Here is a 19852-nt window from a genome sequence, read left to right on the forward strand (position 1 = left end):
AAAATGAAAAAGGTATTTGCGTTTACTCTTGGGATAATTTTGTTATTAACTATAACCTCTTGCTCTTTTTTCGGAAAAAAAGAGGAGAAAAAACCGCAAACACAAACTTCAATGGCTGTTGAATTTGCAAAAAAGGCAAAAGAAAGTTTGAAAATCCTCAAAAAAGAAAAGATAAAAGCTTTAGGGGAAAATAATGTTTCAGAGGAAAAAGAAGGAAAAGAAGGGGAAAAAGAGGCAAAAGCTATTGAACTTACAGACAAAGATTTTGAGGCTTATTTAAAATCTATGGATTTTGCAGTTGAAAAATTAAAAGAACAGAATAAAAAGATTGAAGAAAAACTAAAAGACGGAAGTTTAAGCGCAATGGATATCCTTTCCTTCTCAATGAGTGCTTTTGCAGATGTTTTCAACCCTGATGCATACCTTGAAAAGGTGGCAAAAACAGAAGAGGGAAAAGAGCATTACGAACAGGCTTTCAGGGAAATTGTAAAGCTTTACACCTACATAAAAGACACCCCCGTTGACGAGTTTAAAAAGAAAAACAAAGAACAGGCAGAGCAGGCGCAAAAAGACCTTGATCAGTTAAAGGAAAAGATAGAAGAGTTAAAAAAGACAAACCCGGAAGCGGCAAAGAAAATGGAGCAGCTAAGCATTGTGGATATGAAAAAAATAACAAATATGACAAACCCGCTTAACATGTTTTCCGAGCACAACATTGACCTTTACGGAGAGTATCAGAAAGAAATCTGCGAAAAAAACGATAAATTGAAAAAAGAGATAAACAATTTAAAAAATATTTTTGACGAAATGAGAAAAAATCAACAGTAAGAGGTGATTATGGAATTTGAGGCTGTAATAGGCTTGGAGGTTCACGCTCAATTAAAAACAGACACAAAAATGTTTTGCTCCTGCAAAACAGACTTTAAAGATGAACCAAACACAAACACCTGCCCTGTATGTTACGGGCTTCCCGGTGCGCTTCCTGTAATTAACAAAAAGGCTGTGGAATTTGCAATTAAAGCAGGGCTTGCCTTTAACTGCAAGATAAACCTAACATCTGTTTTTTCAAGAAAGAATTACTTTTACCCTGATTTGCCAAAAGGCTATCAGATAACCCAGTATGAAATCCCAATATGTGAAGGGGGAGAGGTTAAAGTTGATGAAGGAAAATCATTCAGGCTTGAGAGGATTCACCTTGAAGAAGATGCGGCAAAGTCAATGCACAAGGGGGATAGAACCCTTGTTGACTTTAACAGAAGCGGTATTCCTCTGATAGAGATTGTTTCAAAGCCTGATATGAGAAGCGGGGAAGACGCATACAAATACCTTGTTCAGTTAAGGGCAATCCTCAGGTATTTAGGAATATGTGACGGAAATATGGAAGAGGGGTCCCTTCGCTGCGATGCAAATATTTCAGTAAGGCCTAAGGGGCAAAAGGAGTTGGGGACAAAAACAGAGTTGAAAAACTTAAACTCATTCAGGTTTGTTCAAAAAGCAATTGACTATGAAATAAAAAGGCAGATTGAGGTAATTAAAAACGGCGGAAGGATAGTTCAGGAGACAAGGCTTTACGACGACAGAAAAAATGAAACAAGGCCAATGCGCTCAAAGGAAGAGGCTCACGATTACAGGTATTTCCCTGAACCTGATTTAAAACCCCTTGTAATTACTGAAGAAGAAATTGAAAAAATTAGAGAAACAATGCCTGAGCTTCCCCTTGAAAAGGCTTTAAGATTTGAGAGAGAATTTGGAATAAAAAAGGAAGACGCATACTTTTTAACATTAGAAAAAGAGCTTGCAGATTACTTTGAAAAGGTGGCAAAACAAAGCGGAAACCCAAAAACAGCCTCAGCACTTATTCAAACAGAGTTGTTAAGAGAATTAAATGCAGAGAAAAAATCTATTGAAGAGTGCAAGTTACAACCAGAAACACTTGTAAAATTAATTAAACTTATAGACAACAAAACAATTTCAATGAAGATAGCAAAGGATATATTCCCTGAAATTTATAAAACAAACAAAGACCCTGAAATTATTGTTAAGGAAAAGGGGCTTGTGCAGATTACAGATGAAAGCGCAATTGAAGAAATTTGCAAAAAGGTTGTGGATGCAAACCCTGCACAGGTTGAAAAGTATAGAAACGGTAAACAGGGGCTTTTCGGATTCTTTGTTGGCCAGGTTATGAAAGAAACAAGGGGAAAGGCCAATCCCCAGATTGTAAATAAGATTTTGAAAAAACTCCTTGATAGTTAAAAGGGGGTTTTATTAAGAAAATTCTTCTCCTCTGCCTTGCAATTTTATTTTTAAGTTTAAACTTGCAGGCGGGGGATTTTTTTGTATCAAAAAATAAATACTTTAACATTTACTACAAAAAACAGAATTTAAAGTTGGTTCAGCAGCTTGTTATAGACTGCGACGGATTTTTAGCAAGGGTTTGCAACAAATACGGTTTAAAAAAGCCAGAAAAGCCAATAGATGTTTACATAAATCCAGATTACAAATTTAAAAATGAGGCATTCCCATTTAACTTGCAGATTGCAGGGGCATACTTCCCTGATAAAAAAATAATTGTCTTAAAAACAACAAAACCCTTTGACAGCGATTTTACAAGCGATATATTTATTGTATTTAAGCACGAAGTAATGCACGCAATTATAGACTTAAACAGATTAAAAATTCCATTGTGGTTAAACGAAGGGCTTGCAGTATTCAACAGCAGGGGTTTCTCCCTATGGGACGGAAGGGAATTGCTTGGAATAAACAAAAAAAAATTCAGGCAATACCTTAAACCTCAATCCTTCCACAACCCTGTAAATGCACCAATATCCTATTCCCTTGCCTGTGGGCTTGTAAGCTATATGGAATCGTACGGAATTGACACAATGAGCAAGTTTTTCAAAAACCTTCAAAAAGGTTACGATTTTAAAACAGCCTTTTTTGCCGCATTCGGAATTGATTTCAACTTTTTTCTTTTAATGTTCAGGGATGACTTTCTCTCAAGGTACACAATGTTCAACCTTATAATCTCCTTTAAAGGATTAGGCGGTGTTATCTTTTTCCTTTCAATCATTATTATCTTTATCCGATACTTTAGAAATAAAAAAAGAATAAAAAAGATGGTGGAAGACGAAAAAAACAGCCAGATAGAACCTTATGTGGAACAATGTGAAGAGTCAGAAAACAAAGAATAATTTTTTTCAAAAAACAAAATCTGATAAACTGTTAAAGAGAAAAATTTTTACAGGGAGTAAGTATGATTGACAGAGAGAGATTGGTTGAAAGGTTTTTAAACTATGTAAAGGTTAAAACAACATCAGACGAAGAGTCAAACACATTTCCATCAACACCGGAACAGATAGAATTTGCGAAAAAGTTGGTTGAAGAGTTAAAGGCATTAGGCGTAAAAGATGTTGAATTGGATAAAGCAGGATATGTTTACGCAACAATTCCTTCAAATGTTGACTGGGATGTGCCCCCAATTGGTTTTATAGCCCACATGGATACATCTCCAGCAGAAAGCGGGGAAAATGTAAATCCAATTATCCATAAAAACTATCAGGGGGGAAATATTGAACTTCCAAACGGCGGCATTGTTTTAACCCCTGAAGAAAACCCAATATTAAACAAACTCATAGGAGATGACATAATAACCACAGACGGCACAACGCTTTTAGGGGCAGACGACAAAGCGGGAATAGCTGAAATAATGACTGCTGTTGAATATATGATGAAACACCCAGAATTTAAGCACGGTGAAATAAAGATTGCCTTTACCCCTGACGAAGAAATAGGCAAAGGTGTTGATTATTTTGATGTTAAAAAGTTTGGAGCAAAGTTTGCCTACACAATGGACGGTGGACCATTGGGGGAATTGGAAGATGAAAACTTTAACGCAGATAAGGCTGAAATAATTTTCAAGGGGATAAATGTTCACCCTGGTTATGCAAAGGGGAAATTGGTTAATTCAATAAGAATGGCATCTTTGTTTGTAACATTGATGAACGAAAACACCCTTCCAGAAACAACAGAAAAAAGGGAAGGATACTATCACACAACAATTATTAACGGTATGGAAAATGAAACAAGGCTTCAAATTATAATTAGAAGCTTTGATATGGACGAGTTAAAAGCTCTTGAAGATGACCTCTTTAAAATAAAGGAAAAGGTTTTAGAAAAATTCCCGAAAGGTGAGATTGACCTGAAAATTGTTGAGCAGTACAGAAATATGAAGTACATTCTTGACGAACACCCTGAAGTATTAAACATTGCTTTAAAAGCATTTGAAAAATTGGGGATTGAACCTGAGAGAAAGCCTATAAGAGGGGGAACTGACGGTTCAAGACTAACCTTTATGGGAGTGCCAACGCCAAATATATTTGCAGGTGGAATAAACTTCCATTCAAAAAAAGAGTTTACATCAGTTAACACAATGGAAAAGGCAACAGAGGTAATATTAACCATTGCAAACCTGTGGGCAGAAGAAAACAAAAAATGATTAAACCTGAAGTTGAAGAGATTGTTTCAATTAACTGCACAAAAGAATTTTTTAAAAGAAAGATAGAAGAGATTTTCAAAAATCTTGGAAAGGGGGGAAACCATTACAAGGTTGAAACCCCCTCTCCAGATACAGTTAAGGTAACATCAAAAAGGTTTATATATCGAAAAATTAATTTAAGCGAAATTATTTTTAATATTGTTGATGAAAATGGAAAACTGAAAATTCATTACAGGGTAAACTTTTTCCGCTGGTTTTTAGGGCTAATTTTCCTGTCTATTACATTACTAATATCCTTTGCGATATTTTACTTTTTCTTTAACAACAAATATCACCCACAGATGGAAACTTCCCATTATGTAATTATTTTTGGAAGCATATTCTTCTGGGCATTTATATGGCCGTTGATTATGACATTTTTTTACAAAAATATGGTTAAAAACTTTATGCAAAAGGTTTTAGGGCTTATTGAAGCACAGTATCTTATAATTCAAAATAAGAATTAACTTAAATTGTAAGTTATCCCGAGAGTTTTAAATATATCTGAATCAAGTATATTGTATGAAAGCCTGAATTTTTCAGCTGCCCTTATTACAACCTTTTTACCTTCAAACCTGATTACAAAAAAGAGTGCTAAATCATCCCCTCTGTACAATTCAAATTCCTGTTTCAATGCATCAACCTGGCTTCCGTCTTTAACCTCAACAACAAGCATTTTTGCTTCATTTTTCACCATTTTGTCGTAAGGGACAAGGTTGTTAAGGATAATTCCCGGCCTGTCATTTTTAAGGTTTACCGTGCCATAAACAAAGAAAATTCCATTCTCAGCTTTAAGCATTTCAGAAAGATTTTCTATTGCATTCCTTCCCTTATTCTCCTCAAAGCAGGAAGCAAATGCCACAACCTCAACCTTTCCTGTTAAATCCTCAAGCTCAAAATTGGCCATTTTATTTCCGTTTCTATCTTTTCTAAACCTTACCTTTTTTACAATCCCGCCAATTACCACATTTATAGAATCTTCACCTAAATAATCACTTTCCTCTTCATCTCTTTCGTAAAGGTCAAGAATCTCCCTGACGCTCATTGTGGAAAACCTTCTTAACTCTTTTGCATAATCGTCAAGGGGATGTCCTGATGCGTAAAAACCTAAAACTTCAAACTCTTTTTCAAGCAATTCTGTTTTATCCCATTCAGGCTGGTTTTCCCTGTTTTCTTCTTCATTATCCTCTATCTCAAAAAGAGGAATTAATCCCCTTTTTCTCTCTTCCTGCTCTTTCTGAGCCTGCTTTAAACTTAGTTCAAGTGTCTCAAAAAGGTATTTTCTTTTATCTCCCAAGGAATCAAAAGCACCGGACATTATAAGGGATTCTATAACCTTTTTGTTAACCTTTCTCAAATCAACTCTTTTCAGAAAATCATTAAAAGATTTGTACTCTCCCTTTTTTCTCTCTTCAAGTATTGATTCAAGGGCGGCTCCTCCAACTCCCTTAATTGCTCCAAGCCCAAAAAGGATATTGTCCCCAACAATTGTAAAGCTCTCCCCTGATTTATTTATATCAGGGGGAAGTAACTTAATATTCAAACTTTCAAGCATAGGTTTAATCTTTAAAATATCCTCAACCTTGGTTGTACTCATCTGCTCAAGAGTTAAAACTGCTGTTGCAAACTCAATAGGATACTTTACCTTTAAATAGGCTGTTTTATAGGCAAGGATTGCATAGGCGGTTGAATGGGATTTGTTAAACCCATACTCTGCGAAACCAACCATTATCTGGAACAATTCTTCAAGCTTTTCTTTGGGATATCCTCTTTCAATCCCGCCCTTTATAAACTTCTCCTGTTGCTCCATCATTACATCCATCTGCTTTTTGCCCATGGCTCTTCTCAAAATATCCGCTTCCCCTAAAGAGTAGCCTGCAAGCTTCTGGGCAATTAGCATTATCTGTTCCTGATAGATAATAGTGCCGTATGTTTCTTCAAGAATCTCTTTTAAATCGTCAATAAAGTAGTCTATCTCCTCAAGCCCATGCTTTCTTTTAATAAAAGAATCAAGCAACCCGGATTGAATAGGCCCTGGCCTGTACATTGCGTTTGCAGCTATTAAGTCTTCAATAACAGTTGGTTTTAATTTCCTGAGTAAGCCCCTCATTCCCGGGCTTTCAAACTGGAATATTGCCTGTGTCTCCCCTTTTCTAAATATTTCAAAAACAGAATCGTCGTTTAATTTTTCCATCTCCCTTTCAAGCTCTTCTCTGGTAATTCCGTGCCTCTCAAATATAAGCTTTTCGCAATAATCAATAATCGAAAGTGTTTTTAAGCCTAAAAAGTCCATTTTCAAAAGCCCGATTTTCTCAACATACTTTTTATCGTACTGCACTATGGGAACAGGGGCTTTAGACTTTGTTTCAATATAAACAGGAGCAAGTTCAGTTATAGGCCTTGGAGCAATAATTACACCGGCAGCATGAATTCCTGCATGCCTTGCAGTATCCTCTATCTTTAAGGCAGTCTCTACCAACTTCTTTTTTTCTGGAGAAGATTCCATATATTTTTTAAACTCGTCACTTTCCTCAAGTGCCCTGCTGATAGTTACATTTATGCCTGTGGGAAAGAGTTTCGTGGTTACCATGTTTGCTTCACTTGCAGCAATTCCCATAACCCTTGCAACATCTTTAAATGCACTTTTTCCCTTCATTCTTGAAATTGTTGCTATTTGGGAAACCTTTTCTTCTCCATATTTTTCTTTAACATAATTGATTACCTCTTCCCTTTTTAGTTTACAGAAGTCAATATCAATATCAGGCATTGATTTTCTTTCAGGGTTTAAAAACCTCTCAAAAAGCAATTTGTACCTTATTGGGTCAACATCTGTTATCCCTAATGTAAAGGCTATTAAAGAACCTGCTGCACTTCCCCTTCCCGGCCCAACAGGAATATTGTTGCTTTTTGCATAATTTATAAAATCCCAGACAATTAAAAAATATCCAGCAAAACCCTTCTCTACAATTACCTTTAATTCTGTTTCAAGCCTTTCCTCATACTTCTCAAATGGCACATTAGATGATAATTTTCCTGAATCCCTCAACTTAAAAAGCCCATCGTAGGAAAGCTTTTTCAGGTATGAGTCAAGGGTAAAACCTTCAGGAACCTTGAAATCTGGAAACATCATCTTTGAAGGAAGCTCCACATTGCACATTTCCGCTATCTTTAAGGTGTTATCAAGTGCTTCAGGAACAAAGCCAAACAACTCTTCCATCTCTTCCCTTGACTTAAAGTAAAACTTTTCAGGCTCATACCTCATTCTATCTCTGTCAGTTAAAAGCTTGTTTGTCTGAATGCACAAAAGCACATCGTGAACAAAAGAGTCCTCTTTTTCAAGGTAGTGCACATCATTTGTAGCAACTATTGGGATATCAAGCTTTCTTGCAAGCTTTATCATCTGAGGGGCAACAAATTTCTCATCTTCAAGCCCATGATCCTGAATTTCAAGAAAAAAGTTGCCCTTGCCAAAAATTTTGTTGAACCTTAAAGCAGCCTTTTCAGCATGCTCTAAATCTTTATTTAATATTGCCTCTGAAACCTCCCCTTTCAAGCATGCAGAAAGCCCTATCAATCCCTCGCTGTATTCCTCAAGAAGTTCAAGGTCTATTCTTGGTTTGTAGTAAAAACCTTCTGTATATCCTTTAGAGACAAGGGTACACAAATTTTGATAACCTTTGTTGTTTTTTGCAATTAAAACAAGGTGATTCATACCTGTTTTGCCCTTTTCTTTGTTAAACCTGCTTCCCTTTGCAACATAAACCTCACATCCCAACAAAGGCTTTATCCCCTCCGCTTTTGCTGCAAGGTAAAACTCTGCAATTCCAAACATAGCCCCGTGGTCTGTGACCGCAATAGCAGGCATACCTAACTCTTTAGCCCTTTTTATCATCGGCTTTATCTTTGTTAAGCCATCAAGCAAACTGTACTCTGTGTGAGTGTGTAGATGGACAAAACTCATACTCTCCCCTTTTTTAAAATCTCTGCTATATTTTACCAGCTTACAGCTTTAAATCTGATGCTTTTAAAATTTATTTTTTGCTTTCTGTTTTAACTTTTTTTAATGGCTTAACTGTAAAATCATCAAAAAAAACATATGAATCAGCCTTTGACCAAAGACCTATTCTCCCTGAAATAGGTGTTTTGTTTGTGTATGTTAAATAGAGTTTTCCATTCAAATAACCGTAAACCTTCCTGCCGTCAATTACAACCTTTAAGGTATGCCATACCTTTGACGGTGTCTTAACATTTCTTATCCACTTTACAACAGAACGCCTTCCGTTTTTCAACCTGAACAAAACAAGGTTGTTTTCAAGGGGATTTGCCCTTATTACAAGGTAATCGCCATTTTTCTTTATATCAAAGGCAATTCCTGCCCCCTGGTCAATCCTTCCGCTTATCCCTTTAAACCTTACGGAGATTTCACCACCTGTAAAATTCTCAATACCTTTGAAAACTGTCAACGGAAAGTATTTGTAAGCCTGTACATTGTCTAAAAACTCTGCGTACCTCTCCCCGTATAACAATTTTGCCTTTTCAGCCACCCCTGAAGACATTGTTCCCCTTGCCCACTTTCTCCCGTCAACTGCGTAAACAATATTGTCTCCATCTCTGTCAAGGTGCCACAATCCAACAATTGAAGCAAAGTAAGATGATGTTTTATTACCCTTTTCACTGTCAAAATCCACCTTGATTACCGAAGACACTGCTAAAACACTTAAAGAAAAAAGGACACCGATTAAAAAAACACTTAAAACCTTTCTCATATCTATCTCCTTAAAAAGTATTTAAATTTAACAAAAACAAGCATAAAAAGAAAAACCAGAGGGAATACAAAATAGTAAAGCACACTGATTATTTTAAGATTTTTCCCTTTTAAAACAAGTGGATAGCCTTTGTAAGAATTGTCAGCATTAAAATCAATTTTAACTCCGCTTAATTTAGAGAGTATAATAAAAGCCTCTTCATTGCTGTTTGAGTATGTTGATTCACTCTTCCAGCCAGATTTTGTTTTAACAGAGTAAACAAATTTACCGTAATCTTTTTCCAGTTCTTCTCCCTTTACAAAAATCACCTCTGTGTCTGGCTTTACCATTAAAAACCTTTCAAGGAAATTCTCGTCATAGTCAATAAACCTTGAATCTGTTTTTCTAAAATAGAGTTTTATCTTAACATCTGGCAATTTTTTAACAGCATCTGCAATTTGCGGTTGAAACGAGTTCCTCCTGCTTTCTGTTAAATCCCTTTTAAAGGAGATTGAACCAATAAACATAAAAACAAAAAGGGAAACAACAATAACAAGCGCAATTAAACCAGCCCTGTATTTTAAATCAAACCTTAAAAACAAATAACCAAGCAAAGCAAAAAGAAAAATCAGGAAAATAAAGTACAAAAGGGAAGATAAAGAAAATATCCCATTTTCAAAATCCTTCAATCTTGAAGAGAGTGTAAAAGAGGAAAGTTTAATTACAATTTTTGAAAAACTCTGCGATTTAAGAAAATCAATAACCCACGAACCAACAACAAAAAAGAAACTAAAGATTGAGGCAGAAGAAATGCTTTTAAAAACAGAGGCTGAAAAGAGAGAGATAGAAACTATTGCAAGCCCGTAAAGAGTGTAACCTGAAATTAACAACAAAACCTCGCTTAAAGGCAAGTGGCCACCCTGAAGAAGCCAGAAAACAAAAAGTGGAATGTATAGAACAATTGAAAGCAAAACAGCAAAAAAGCCTGTTAAAAATTTGGAAAACAAGGTTTGAGAAAAAGTATAGCCTGATTGATAGGATAGGTATAAGGTATTATTCTCCCTCTCCCCTGACAAAAGAGAGATAATAGCAAAGGGAAGAATAAGGGAAAAGGCAATAAAAAGGGAACCAAAAGCAGGGACAATAACCCCGTAAACAGGCTCAAATGCCGCTGAATATAAATTGTCGTTTAATGCTGACATACTTCCCTTTGAATACAAGTCAACAGCGGTTAAAAAACTGTTTCCCGCAAAAAATGAGAGAATTACAAAAAAGAGATAGATTGAAACAGAGTATTTTAAAACAGCAAAATCCTTTTTCAAAAGTGTAAAAAAACCCATTCTCTTCATTTCAAAGCCTCAATAAAAACCTCTTCAAGGCTGCAATTTTGCACTTTGTATTTTTCACACAAAAAATTCAGATCACCCTTTTCAACAATTTTACCATTCTTTAAAAGAACAAAATAATTACACACCTTTTCAGCATTATTTAAGTCGTGAATTGAAATTACAAATGTTCTTCCCCTCTTGTTTTCATTCTTTAAAAAATCAATTATTTCAATAAGTTGAATAGGGTCAAACCCGTCAAATGGTTCGTCTAAAAGGATTATTCTTTTGTCATTTGCAAGGGCGAAAAACAACTTTAACCTCTGTTTATAACCCTTTGAAAGGGAAAATATGTGCTTGTCTAAAACAGAGTTAATCCCAAGGGCTAACTTCAATTCATCAAAGCTTTTTCCTGCTGATTCCTCAACAAAGTTAACAAACTCCCTCACTTTAAAAGAGGGATAGAGTATTAAATCCTCCGGTAAAAATGAGATTTTTTCAACCCTTTCAAAAAAGGAAGGATTTTCAATGCCATCAACTTCAACAACCCCTGAATAGTGGGGAATTAAACCAGAAATTATCTTCATTAAAGTTGACTTCCCTGCACCGTTAGGCCCAACAATTCCTGCAATTACCCCATATTCAAAATCAAGGGATATATTGTTCAGTGCAAAGTAACCATTGTAACTTTTGGCTATATTTTTCAACGAGATAACATAATTCTCCATACACTTCCAAAAAAACCACTTTTTAATAATTATAGCATTGTTGTGTTTTTTCTGCTTTAAAACTAATTAAAAGAAACAAGGTTTGTACATATTATTTTATCTGTTTTCCTTCAATGACAGAAAACCTTGAACTACTTTCAGTTCCTTTTTCGTTAGTCTTTGGTTCAATATCAGTGACAACATAGCCAACATACCAGGGGTAAGAACCTTCTGGAACAAGGTCTCTATTTTTCAAATACCACAAATCGCTATTTTTTAAATCCTTGTACAACCAGAAAGTTGTAAAATAGTATCCTGAAATTTTAGGACCTTTATCATCCTCTGTTAAATCATCTAATGACACTTCAATTCCCTTTGCAAGACTTGCTGTCACCTTCATAGATTGAGTAAAGGAAAATTTTCCCCCTGTTGAAACCTTGAAAACCTCTGGAACTACATCGTAACCAATATCAAATTCCACTTCACTATTTGAAGAAGAACTTACTTCAGTTTCTGTTAAATCCTCAAAACCACCGTCTTCTCGTCCCCCATCACTTAACCAATATGAATAAACACTTGCACCATAATCCCTTGCGTTCACAAGAAAACTTCTATCGGGGTTTCCCTCTGTAGTCCAGACAGACATATCCGCATCGTTTACCCTGTCAGAGTCTATTCCGAATTTTTCAAGAGGTACATCAATCTCTTTTATCTGGCCTTTTTCACTTACAAACCTGTAAACAACAGGTGCTTTACTTTTGTTTTTATCACTATAATCGTTCTCCCACCAGGGAAAAATAGCATAGGGAAACCTGTAAACCACAGGTACAAGGTATAGAAGAATCCCATTTTTCTGGTTGTTTTCTTTTAACTCAAAGGTAATTGTTTGATTGGACGTTGTTTTATGTGTTCTCCCGTTCTCTTGGATAAAGGTTTTTGCAAATTTTAATGAATAATCAAAAGCTTCCACATTCAAATTAACCCCAATATACCATTGTTCTTCTGATTCAACAGAAAAAGTAGTAGAAATTTCCGACTGTTCCACATACTTTAGAGAGGTAGGAGCAAGATTAGCATTGTGTTCATGCCATATATCCCAATCAACAGGGCAGGGAGGTGCCCCTTCTATTAAACCTATTAAAGACCAGGTTTTTTTAATTTTTTCACCGTATTTGTCCACCTTGTTCAAGTCTTCGCTGTGAACTATTCTATCCTTAATACAATGCCATGAGTCCGATTTAAATCCCCTTCCTCTCACATAACCGTGTTTATCTGTAAAAAACATCCAGATTCTCTGTCTATAATATGCCCTTGCATTATAGTTTTCTATGTCATCGTCTTTATATGGCACCAACAAAGAATTTACACTAAGATTCATTCTGTCCCATTCATCCGGGTAGGCGTCTTTGTTCTCAAGATGAATTTCTCCCTTGGCAATTAAAGGGTAACCTTCTTTTATTGCATATGTGTGGTAATAAAAATGCCCTTTATCGGAAATCCAGTGCAAACCATCCCAGTGTCCGTCTGTAAAATGATTGTAAAAAACCTGAATTCTATCCATAATATCAGGATTTCCTCTGGGGTTACTATCTCCACCTTTAATTGTTCCTTTTGCAACCCTTACTGAAAAAGGATAATCGCTTTTGTAAATGTGTCCGTATTTGTGTGTTTTAGTGTTAAAGATTACAACCCCTCCACCCTTATTCTCTTTGTCCTTGGTTTTCTCAGCACTATAAGCAATTAATAAACGAGGGCTTCCATCTGGATGAGAAAACCAGGTAATCTGGTAGGGGTGCTGAGATGATTTTCTGTCAACATCCAGAGTATATGTGTCAATAATTTTCAATTCTTTGTCTTCGTTAAAATACGCTTTTTTTACATGAACTTCATGTGAATAATAATGAAAATCATAGTCATCATCAAATCTACTATCGTAAACAAGATAAATTTTATCTCCTATCACACATGCATCCCTGTAAACAGGTGTTTCTTCATCAGATTTAACATACTTTAAAAGGTGCCATTTTGCCTCTTTTTTAAGAGATTTTGCATAAAACCAGGCCGCTGCTTTCCCTTGATAAATCAATTGCCCGGAAGCTAAATCGTACAAATATTTATTAAAAACCAGGTAAACATAGTAATTTTCATTGTAATAAAAAATAAAAGGGTCTGAAATTGCCTCAAAATCAAAACCATTTATTTCCTGGCATATTGTTTTTACAAATTTAAACTTTCCATTTTCATAATCAAAAACCATAAGACTCATTCGACTGAAATTTTGCACTGAAATTGCATAAATATTCTCTCCCATTCCCTGAAATCTGTACCATGCCCTATCCTTCACAGGGTTCCATTCATGGTCTTTATCCCAGAAAAAAGAATAATCCCCTTTAATATTTGAATAATGAACCCCTTCAAGCAATGCCGGTGGTTCTTTTACAATTTCTTCCTCTCTCGGCAATGCAGCATTCGATAATATACAGAAAAAGAATGCTGAAAAAAATAATAAAAAATACCTTTTCAAGTACATAATAATCTCCTTTTGTTTTTAAAATTTTCCCCAAAGGATTAAACAGGAAAGTATTTAACCAAACTTTGAAGAATTATTTGGTATTAATATAATACCTTTTTTGGGAAAAAACAATCAATTCTGTGAAAATCCTGTGAAAAAATTGAAGAAAATTGTGTGAAAAATTTAAAATTTTACAAAAAAATCAAAATTCATACATGGATTTTAAGAGGGTTTTAGAATATCAGAAATACTAACCCATTAGAAAAAAGAAAAAATGTTTTAAAACAAAAATATGGGAGAATTAAAGGAAATCAGATTTCGCAAACAACAACTTTATTTTTCCCGCTCTTTTTACCTTTGTAAAGTGCTTTATCGGCTAACTCAATAGTGTGTTCCACACTTTTCTGGAATTCGCAAACTCCAAACGTTAAAGTCACATTGAAATCAATTTTGCCTGCTGAAAACTTTTTGCTTTCGGCAAGTTTTCTTAATTTTTCAAGAACCTTTTCAGCAGCTTTTATATCTGTTTCAGGTAAAAAGATTAAAAATTCTTCTCCACCCCACCTTGCAACAAAGTCAGTATTTCTTAAATTTTCTTTTAATATAGAGGCTATCCCTTTCAAAACAATGTCCCCTATAGAGTGTCCGTATGTATCATTTACCTTTTTAAAATAGTCTATATCGCATATTGAAATGCAAAAAGGCCTTTTGGTTCTCTCAAACCTCTCCTTTTCTATATCAATAATCTCAAGTATAGCCCTTCTGTTGTAAAGGTTGGTCAACGGGTCTTTTTTGGAGAGCATGTCAAGATAGGCATTTATTTTTTGTTTTGTTTTATAACGATAGTAGAGAAAACCTAAAATTATCAAAGCAAGGAAAAGCGCCAATATAGACAACTCTGCAACAAGTTCCCTTATCTTTTTCTCCTTTTCAAGGACAAGCATTTTTTGCCTGTTTTTCTCTTTAACAAGGTATGACATAAAGTCTTCAACTTTTTCAAAGTTTTTGTAATCAAAAAATTCCTCAGCCAACTTTTCATATTTGTTTCTATATTTTGCAGCCTTATCAAGATCTCCTGTTGCAGAATACAATTTGTAAAAAGCCATATAAATTGTTCTTAAAACCTCAAAGTCATCTTCAGCAATTTTTTCAGCAAGGTTCTGGTATTTAAGAGAATTTTTAAAATCTCCCTTTGCAAAGTAAAGTTCTCCTAACCCGCTGTAAATATAGGGAAGCATGTCGTTATAACCCCTTTCAAGAGCAAGTTTTAGAGCAATGTTATGAAACTTCTGGGACTCATTTAAATTCCCCGCTTTTAAATACTGATAGGCAAGGTTATTTGCAGAAAAGCAAAGATTATAATAATCTTTCTGAGTGAAAAAATAATTGTATGCCAAAAGGCTGTATTTAACCGCAAGGTCTAATTTCCCCATTTGCGAATAACTTTGCCCTATATTTAAGTAATTTACATACTTTTCTGCATAATCTTTTGCTTTTTCACGATACTTATTTGACATTTTATAAAACTCAATAGACTTTTTATAAAACCTTAAAACCTCAAAAAGTGAGCCTAAATTGGTGTACATAGCTGCTTTCTTTTTAAACCTTAAATTTCTGTCCTTTATTTTTTCAACTGCAACGAGGGCTTTCTGATAGTATTCAAATGCTTTTGCAAAGTTTTTTTCTCTTTTATAGCAAATCCCCATACTTACATAAGCGTAATAAATACCTTTATTATCTTGAAGTTTTTTGCACAAATTTCCATACATTTGATAATACTTTATAGCTTCATTATTCTTTCTTTCACTATCAAGTTTGTCAGCGTAATTTTTTAGTTTGTTAGCCTGTTCAATTAACTTCTGGTCTGTGTCCTTTTGAAAGCCGAAGTTTTGAAAACCTACATTTAGACAATCAACACCAATCCTATCTCCTAATGAAAAAAGAGTGAAAACTAATATAAAAAAAACAAATAACACAAAAATTTTAGATTTTTTCATAAATTGATTTTATCACGGAGAATTTAAAAATCAAAATTCATTGCAAAAACTTTTAAAGATTCAAGACTTCTTTCAGCAATTTTAAGCCTTCTTTCCTTTTTATTTCTTATCTTGACTTTTAAATCTGGAATAAGGGAATAGGTTATATTTGTAGGCTGAAAATTGTGTGAAAAGGTGGATATGTGTTGTGACAAACCATTTAAAGCAGTCTCCTCAGGAAAGGGAATTGGTTCTTTTCCCTGTAAAATGTTCCATACAAAAAAACCAACCATCAAACCGCTTGCAGCTGATTCAACATAGCCTTCGACCCCTGAAATCTGGCCTGCAAAGAAAATTGTTTTATCCTTCTTCATTCTAAAAAACCTGTCAAGTATCTCAGGTGAATTTATATAGGTGTTTCTGTGCATTCTCCCAAACCTTTCAAACCTTGCATTTTCAAGGCCTGGAATAAGAGAAAACACCCTCTTTTGTTCAGGATAGGTTAAATGAGTTTGAAAACCAACAATATTGTAAAACCTTCCATTACTGTCTTCCCTTCTTAACTGAACAACAGCATAAAACTCTTCATTTGTCTCAGGGTGTTTCAAACCAACAGGCTTTAAAGGGCCAAAACGAAGGGCATCTTCCCCCCTCTTTGCTATCTCTTCCACAGGCAAACATCCCTCAAAAAGCTTTTTATCCTTTTCAAAATCCCTTAATTTAACTGTTTCAGCGTTTATCAACTCTTTCCAGAATTTCAAATATTCTTCTTTTTTCATAGGGCAATTAAGGTAATCACCACCTTCCCCTTTCCCATACCTTGAAGCAAAAAAGGCTTTTGTATAGTCAATTGTCTCCCCATCAACAATTGGTGCTATTGCGTCAAAGAAAAAGAGATTTTGGCTTCCAGTTTTTTTCATTATCCATTCAGTTAAGGGTTTTGTTGCAAGAGGGCCTGCCGCAATAATCTTTATACCCTCTAATTCGTCTGGATTTTCAACCTCTTTACAAATAACCTCTATATTTTTTTTTGAGTTGAGACTCTCAGTAATGCACTGTTCAAATTTGTGTCTGTCAACGGCAAGTGCTCCCCCTGCAGGAATCTTAGTTTTTTCAGCGCATCTCATTACAAGGGAGTTTAAAAGCCTCATCTCAGCCTTTAACAAACCTACTGCGTTTGTAAGAGAATCCCCCCTTAATGAGTTTGAGCATAATAATTCCCCGAAGTTTGGGCTTTTATGCCCCTCTGTAAACTTTTCAGGCTTAATATCGTAAAGCTTAACCTTAATTCCTCTATTTGCAAGAAAATAGGCGGCTTCACTTCCTGCAAGCCCTGCCCCGATAATGTGAACAACCACCCAACCCCCCTTTTTTAAAAGACAGGTTTAATGCTATAATATTTTTAAAATCTTTTCAAAGATTTGGGGGTTAATATGAGAAAAATTCTTTTTTACCTTCTGGTTATTTTTTTTACCAGCATATTTTCTTTTTCAGCAACCGTTGATTTCAAGATTGATACGATAGAAAAAACAGACAAAGGATTTCTAATCAAAGGAACAGTTACAGGAAGCGACCTTAATTCAGGGGGAATACCTGAAAAAGACACTGTAACAATCAATGCAGAAATCCCAACAGGTGCAAACTTTAGCTATCCGGCATTTGCTGAATGGTACTCTATAAGAGATGGAAAGTTGGGGGCTGGAAAACGCCTGTTAACTGATGAAGAGGTAAAGGGAATTAATGTCAAAGTAATCAGTATTTTCTCAGCTGTATTGAGACCCCCTAATGTCTGGTATAACTATGGCGGTTTAGGAAACTGGGAAAAGAAAGCTCCGCCAGAGGTTACTGTAAACTTTTCTGGATACATTCCCTCTGAATATGCGGGAAAAACAGTTAGAATCCATGCAATATTACAGCATGTTGTCGGTGGGCCTTATGCAAATTGGCCGGGAATAACCTATGCAAACAAGGCAATTGAAATAACACTGCCTTCATCAGGAACAGTATCAGGCAATAGTGGTTTTTCATCACCAATTGGATTAAGTGGTTCACTCCCCAGCAATGATAATCAGGGAAACATAACCCCTTCAACAAAAACCATTCCACCAAAAAAAGAAAACCCCTGTAAAAAATATCTTGATGAAATGAAAAAATACGGAATCAACGAAAACAGCATAGATAGCCTTGAAGAGAAAATAGTAAGAATTAAAGAGGAAATAAAAGAAGAACAAAAGATTATATCAAAACTAAAAAAAGAAAGGGATAAAGTGATAACAGGCAAGACTTTCTCTTCAGTTTATAAATCAATTGGAGAAGACATTGAGAGAACAAAAAAACTTGGGCAAATAGGAACAAATGCAAATTTAGTTCTTGGTGAACTTGACGACAATGTAAAATTACACAGATTGGACAGCATTATAGAGGCAAGGAAGAGGGCTATTAAGGAAGCAAAAGATAAGATTAATTCAATTCGTTACCAGATAAGATTAATTTACAAATACAGGGCCTGCAAGGAGGCTAACAAATGAAAAAAATATTGATTTTTCTAATACTTATATTATCAACAAACCTTTACTCAGTAACTGTTGAGCAAAAAATAAAAGCCGTTGATAATCTAATTTCAAAATTAAAAAAAGAACTTATCCTTTTAAAACAGGGGAAGAAAAATGTAAACGGTTATGCAATGTACGGCTTTAACTGCCCGAAAAGATTTATAACTGGAGACGATTCTAAAGACCAGTACTTTTCATCCAGGGCAAGAATAAGGGTTATAAAAAAAGAATTAGAAGTTTTAAGTTATCTTAAAAAACAATACCAAACACAATTAAGGCAAAAACAAAAGCATTACAGAAAATTTTACGCAGTTTTAAAAGAACTTGATGGGAAGGATTACGGGGGAAGGTACGAAAAAATAGAGCCTGATGGCGGATTTGATTACCCTTTAGTTTTAGAGGTTAACTTTCCCGGGAAAAAAATAAAAAACATTGTGGTAAAAAACATAAACGGAATTAAATCTGTATGGGATACAATACCAAACAATGGCATGTGGGCGCTTGTTGTTACAGAGTACGGCGAGATTTTACAGAAAAGAAACAGTGCTTTAAAAAAGCCTATCCCTGCGGTAGGGAAATACACCCTTTACCTTCCTGACAACAAGAGTATTTTCAAAGGAAACACAAATTACAAAATTACCCTGTACTTTACAGACGGTACAAAAAAATCAAAAGAGGTATTAAAAAGACTTAATAGCGGTAAGAAAAGGCTTTCTGCAAGACTTTTAGGGTTGAGCAAAAAGGATTACGGGGGAAATTACGAGAGAATAAAGCCTGATGGAAAGAGAGACTATGTGGTAAAGGTTGAAATAAAAAATTGTAAGTTAAAGAAAATTAAAGAGATAATGATAAAAAACACAAGCGGAAAATTCAGCGTATGGGATACCGTACCAAACAATAGATACTGGGCTCTTGCAGTTGAAAAAAATGGACGCCTTGTTTCTAAAAGGGACAGTTCTGTAAATATTCTTCTAAAAACAAACAATGAAACCCTCTACCTTTACCTTCCAGATAACGGCAGTATAAAAAGAGGGGCAACACACTATAAACTGTTTATATTTTTTGCTGACGGGAACAGGTTAACCTGTAAAATTAAAAGATAAATAAAAAGGCCTCTAAAAAGAGGCCTTTTTTTAATCCTCAAGTTTTTTTGTAATCTTCACAAAGTCTTTCCACTCAACGGCAGGCCAGGATTCCGCCTCTAAAGCACCGTTTGCCCTTGAAAGCATTGAAACCTTAAATGCTGTTTCGTCGTCATCAGCCCTGTAAATATCAATAAAATCATACCTGCCTAAAACAGCATAATGGGCAAGCCACTCAACATCAGGACACTTTTCCTTAACCTTTTTCATCCATTCACGGCCTAAAATTTCTCTCTTTTTTAAGTCTGAGGAAACCTCCGGCGTCATTTTTGTTAAAAGAATATAAACAGGCATTTTCAACCCCCTTTTATGGAAAACTCTAATTAAAATGTAAGGAAAAATAGTGGTTTTTTCAAATT

General features: G+C 35.0%; 15 protein-coding genes. 7 read left to right on the forward strand and 8 right to left on the reverse strand.

The window, feature by feature from the left end; genetic code table 11:
* Positions 1-3: 3 nt before the first annotated feature.
* From TTHT_RS09650 to TTHT_RS09670, 5 genes are all read left to right on the forward strand, one after another.
* Positions 4-828: a hypothetical protein gene (locus TTHT_RS09650; protein WP_201327770.1), complete on the forward strand. Its 825-nt coding sequence runs from the start codon at positions 4-6 to the stop codon at positions 826-828.
* A 9-nt stretch (positions 829-837) separates the two neighbouring features.
* Positions 838-2253 carry an Asp-tRNA(Asn)/Glu-tRNA(Gln) amidotransferase subunit GatB gene (gatB, locus tag TTHT_RS09655; protein WP_201327771.1) on the forward strand — a complete coding sequence of 472 codons (1416 nt, stop codon included), beginning with the start codon at positions 838-840 and terminating at the stop codon, positions 2251-2253.
* Positions 2254-2387: 134 nt separating this feature from the next.
* Positions 2388-3191: a peptidase MA family metallohydrolase gene (locus TTHT_RS09660; RefSeq protein ID WP_201327772.1), complete on the forward strand. Its 804-nt coding sequence runs from the start codon at positions 2388-2390 to the stop codon at positions 3189-3191.
* Between the two features lie 62 nt (positions 3192-3253).
* Complete coding sequence (gene pepT / locus TTHT_RS09665; RefSeq protein WP_201327773.1) at positions 3254-4495, forward strand: peptidase T; 1242 nt, start codon at positions 3254-3256, stop codon at positions 4493-4495.
* Positions 4492-5001, forward strand: a complete 510-nt coding sequence (locus TTHT_RS09670; RefSeq protein ID WP_201327774.1) for a hypothetical protein — start codon at positions 4492-4494, stop codon at positions 4999-5001. Before pepT ends, TTHT_RS09670 begins: the two co-directional genes overlap by 4 nt.
* Here the strand turns inward: TTHT_RS09670 and dnaE are convergent.
* The 7 genes from dnaE to trmFO form a co-directional block, all read right to left on the reverse strand.
* The gene (dnaE, locus tag TTHT_RS09675; protein WP_201327775.1) at positions 4998-8495 is read right to left on the reverse strand and encodes a DNA polymerase III subunit alpha; all 3498 of its coding nucleotides are present in this window, start codon (positions 8493-8495) and stop codon (positions 4998-5000) included. The two genes, TTHT_RS09670 and dnaE, sit on opposite strands and share 4 nt — an antisense overlap.
* A 70-nt stretch (positions 8496-8565) precedes the next feature.
* The gene (locus TTHT_RS09680) at positions 8566-9300 is read right to left on the reverse strand and encodes a hypothetical protein (protein ID WP_201327776.1); all 735 of its coding nucleotides are present in this window, start codon (positions 9298-9300) and stop codon (positions 8566-8568) included.
* Between the two features lie 2 nt (positions 9301-9302).
* Positions 9303-10628 (reverse strand): ABC transporter permease, encoded by a 1326-nt coding sequence (locus TTHT_RS09685; RefSeq protein WP_201327777.1) that lies wholly within the window; start codon positions 10626-10628, stop codon positions 9303-9305.
* Positions 10625-11332 (reverse strand): ABC transporter ATP-binding protein, encoded by a 708-nt coding sequence (locus TTHT_RS09690; protein ID WP_201327778.1) that lies wholly within the window; start codon positions 11330-11332, stop codon positions 10625-10627. The genes TTHT_RS09685 and TTHT_RS09690 overlap by 4 nt, the downstream gene beginning before the upstream one ends.
* 91 nt (positions 11333-11423) lie before the next feature.
* Positions 11424-13841: a hypothetical protein gene (locus TTHT_RS09695; RefSeq protein ID WP_201327779.1), complete on the reverse strand. Its 2418-nt coding sequence runs from the start codon at positions 13839-13841 to the stop codon at positions 11424-11426.
* Between the two features lie 293 nt (positions 13842-14134).
* Positions 14135-15820, reverse strand: a complete 1686-nt coding sequence (locus TTHT_RS09700; RefSeq protein ID WP_201327780.1) for a tetratricopeptide repeat-containing diguanylate cyclase — start codon at positions 15818-15820, stop codon at positions 14135-14137.
* Between the two features lie 23 nt (positions 15821-15843).
* Positions 15844-17157, reverse strand: coding sequence for a methylenetetrahydrofolate--tRNA-(uracil(54)-C(5))-methyltransferase (FADH(2)-oxidizing) TrmFO (gene trmFO / locus TTHT_RS09705; protein ID WP_201327781.1), 1314 nt, complete (start codon positions 17155-17157; stop codon positions 15844-15846).
* Between the two features lie 75 nt (positions 17158-17232).
* Here trmFO and TTHT_RS09710 point away from each other — a divergent pair, with 75 nt between their 5' ends.
* A complete protein-coding gene (locus TTHT_RS09710) occupies positions 17233-18327 on the forward strand; it encodes a coiled-coil domain-containing protein (protein WP_201327782.1) in 1095 nt (364 codons plus the stop codon).
* Positions 18324-19454 carry a hypothetical protein gene (locus tag TTHT_RS09715; RefSeq protein ID WP_201327783.1) on the forward strand — a complete coding sequence of 377 codons (1131 nt, stop codon included), beginning with the start codon at positions 18324-18326 and terminating at the stop codon, positions 19452-19454. The genes TTHT_RS09710 and TTHT_RS09715 overlap by 4 nt, the downstream gene beginning before the upstream one ends.
* Before the next feature lie 30 nt (positions 19455-19484).
* Here TTHT_RS09715 and TTHT_RS09720 read toward each other — a convergent pair whose 3' ends face one another.
* The gene (locus TTHT_RS09720; RefSeq protein WP_201327784.1) at positions 19485-19787 is read right to left on the reverse strand and encodes a GYD domain-containing protein; all 303 of its coding nucleotides are present in this window, start codon (positions 19785-19787) and stop codon (positions 19485-19487) included.
* Positions 19788-19852: the final 65 nt, after the last annotated feature.

This window comes from Thermotomaculum hydrothermale, assembly GCF_016592575.1.
GTDB classification, from domain to species: Bacteria; Acidobacteriota; Holophagae; order Thermotomaculales; family Thermotomaculaceae; genus Thermotomaculum; species Thermotomaculum hydrothermale.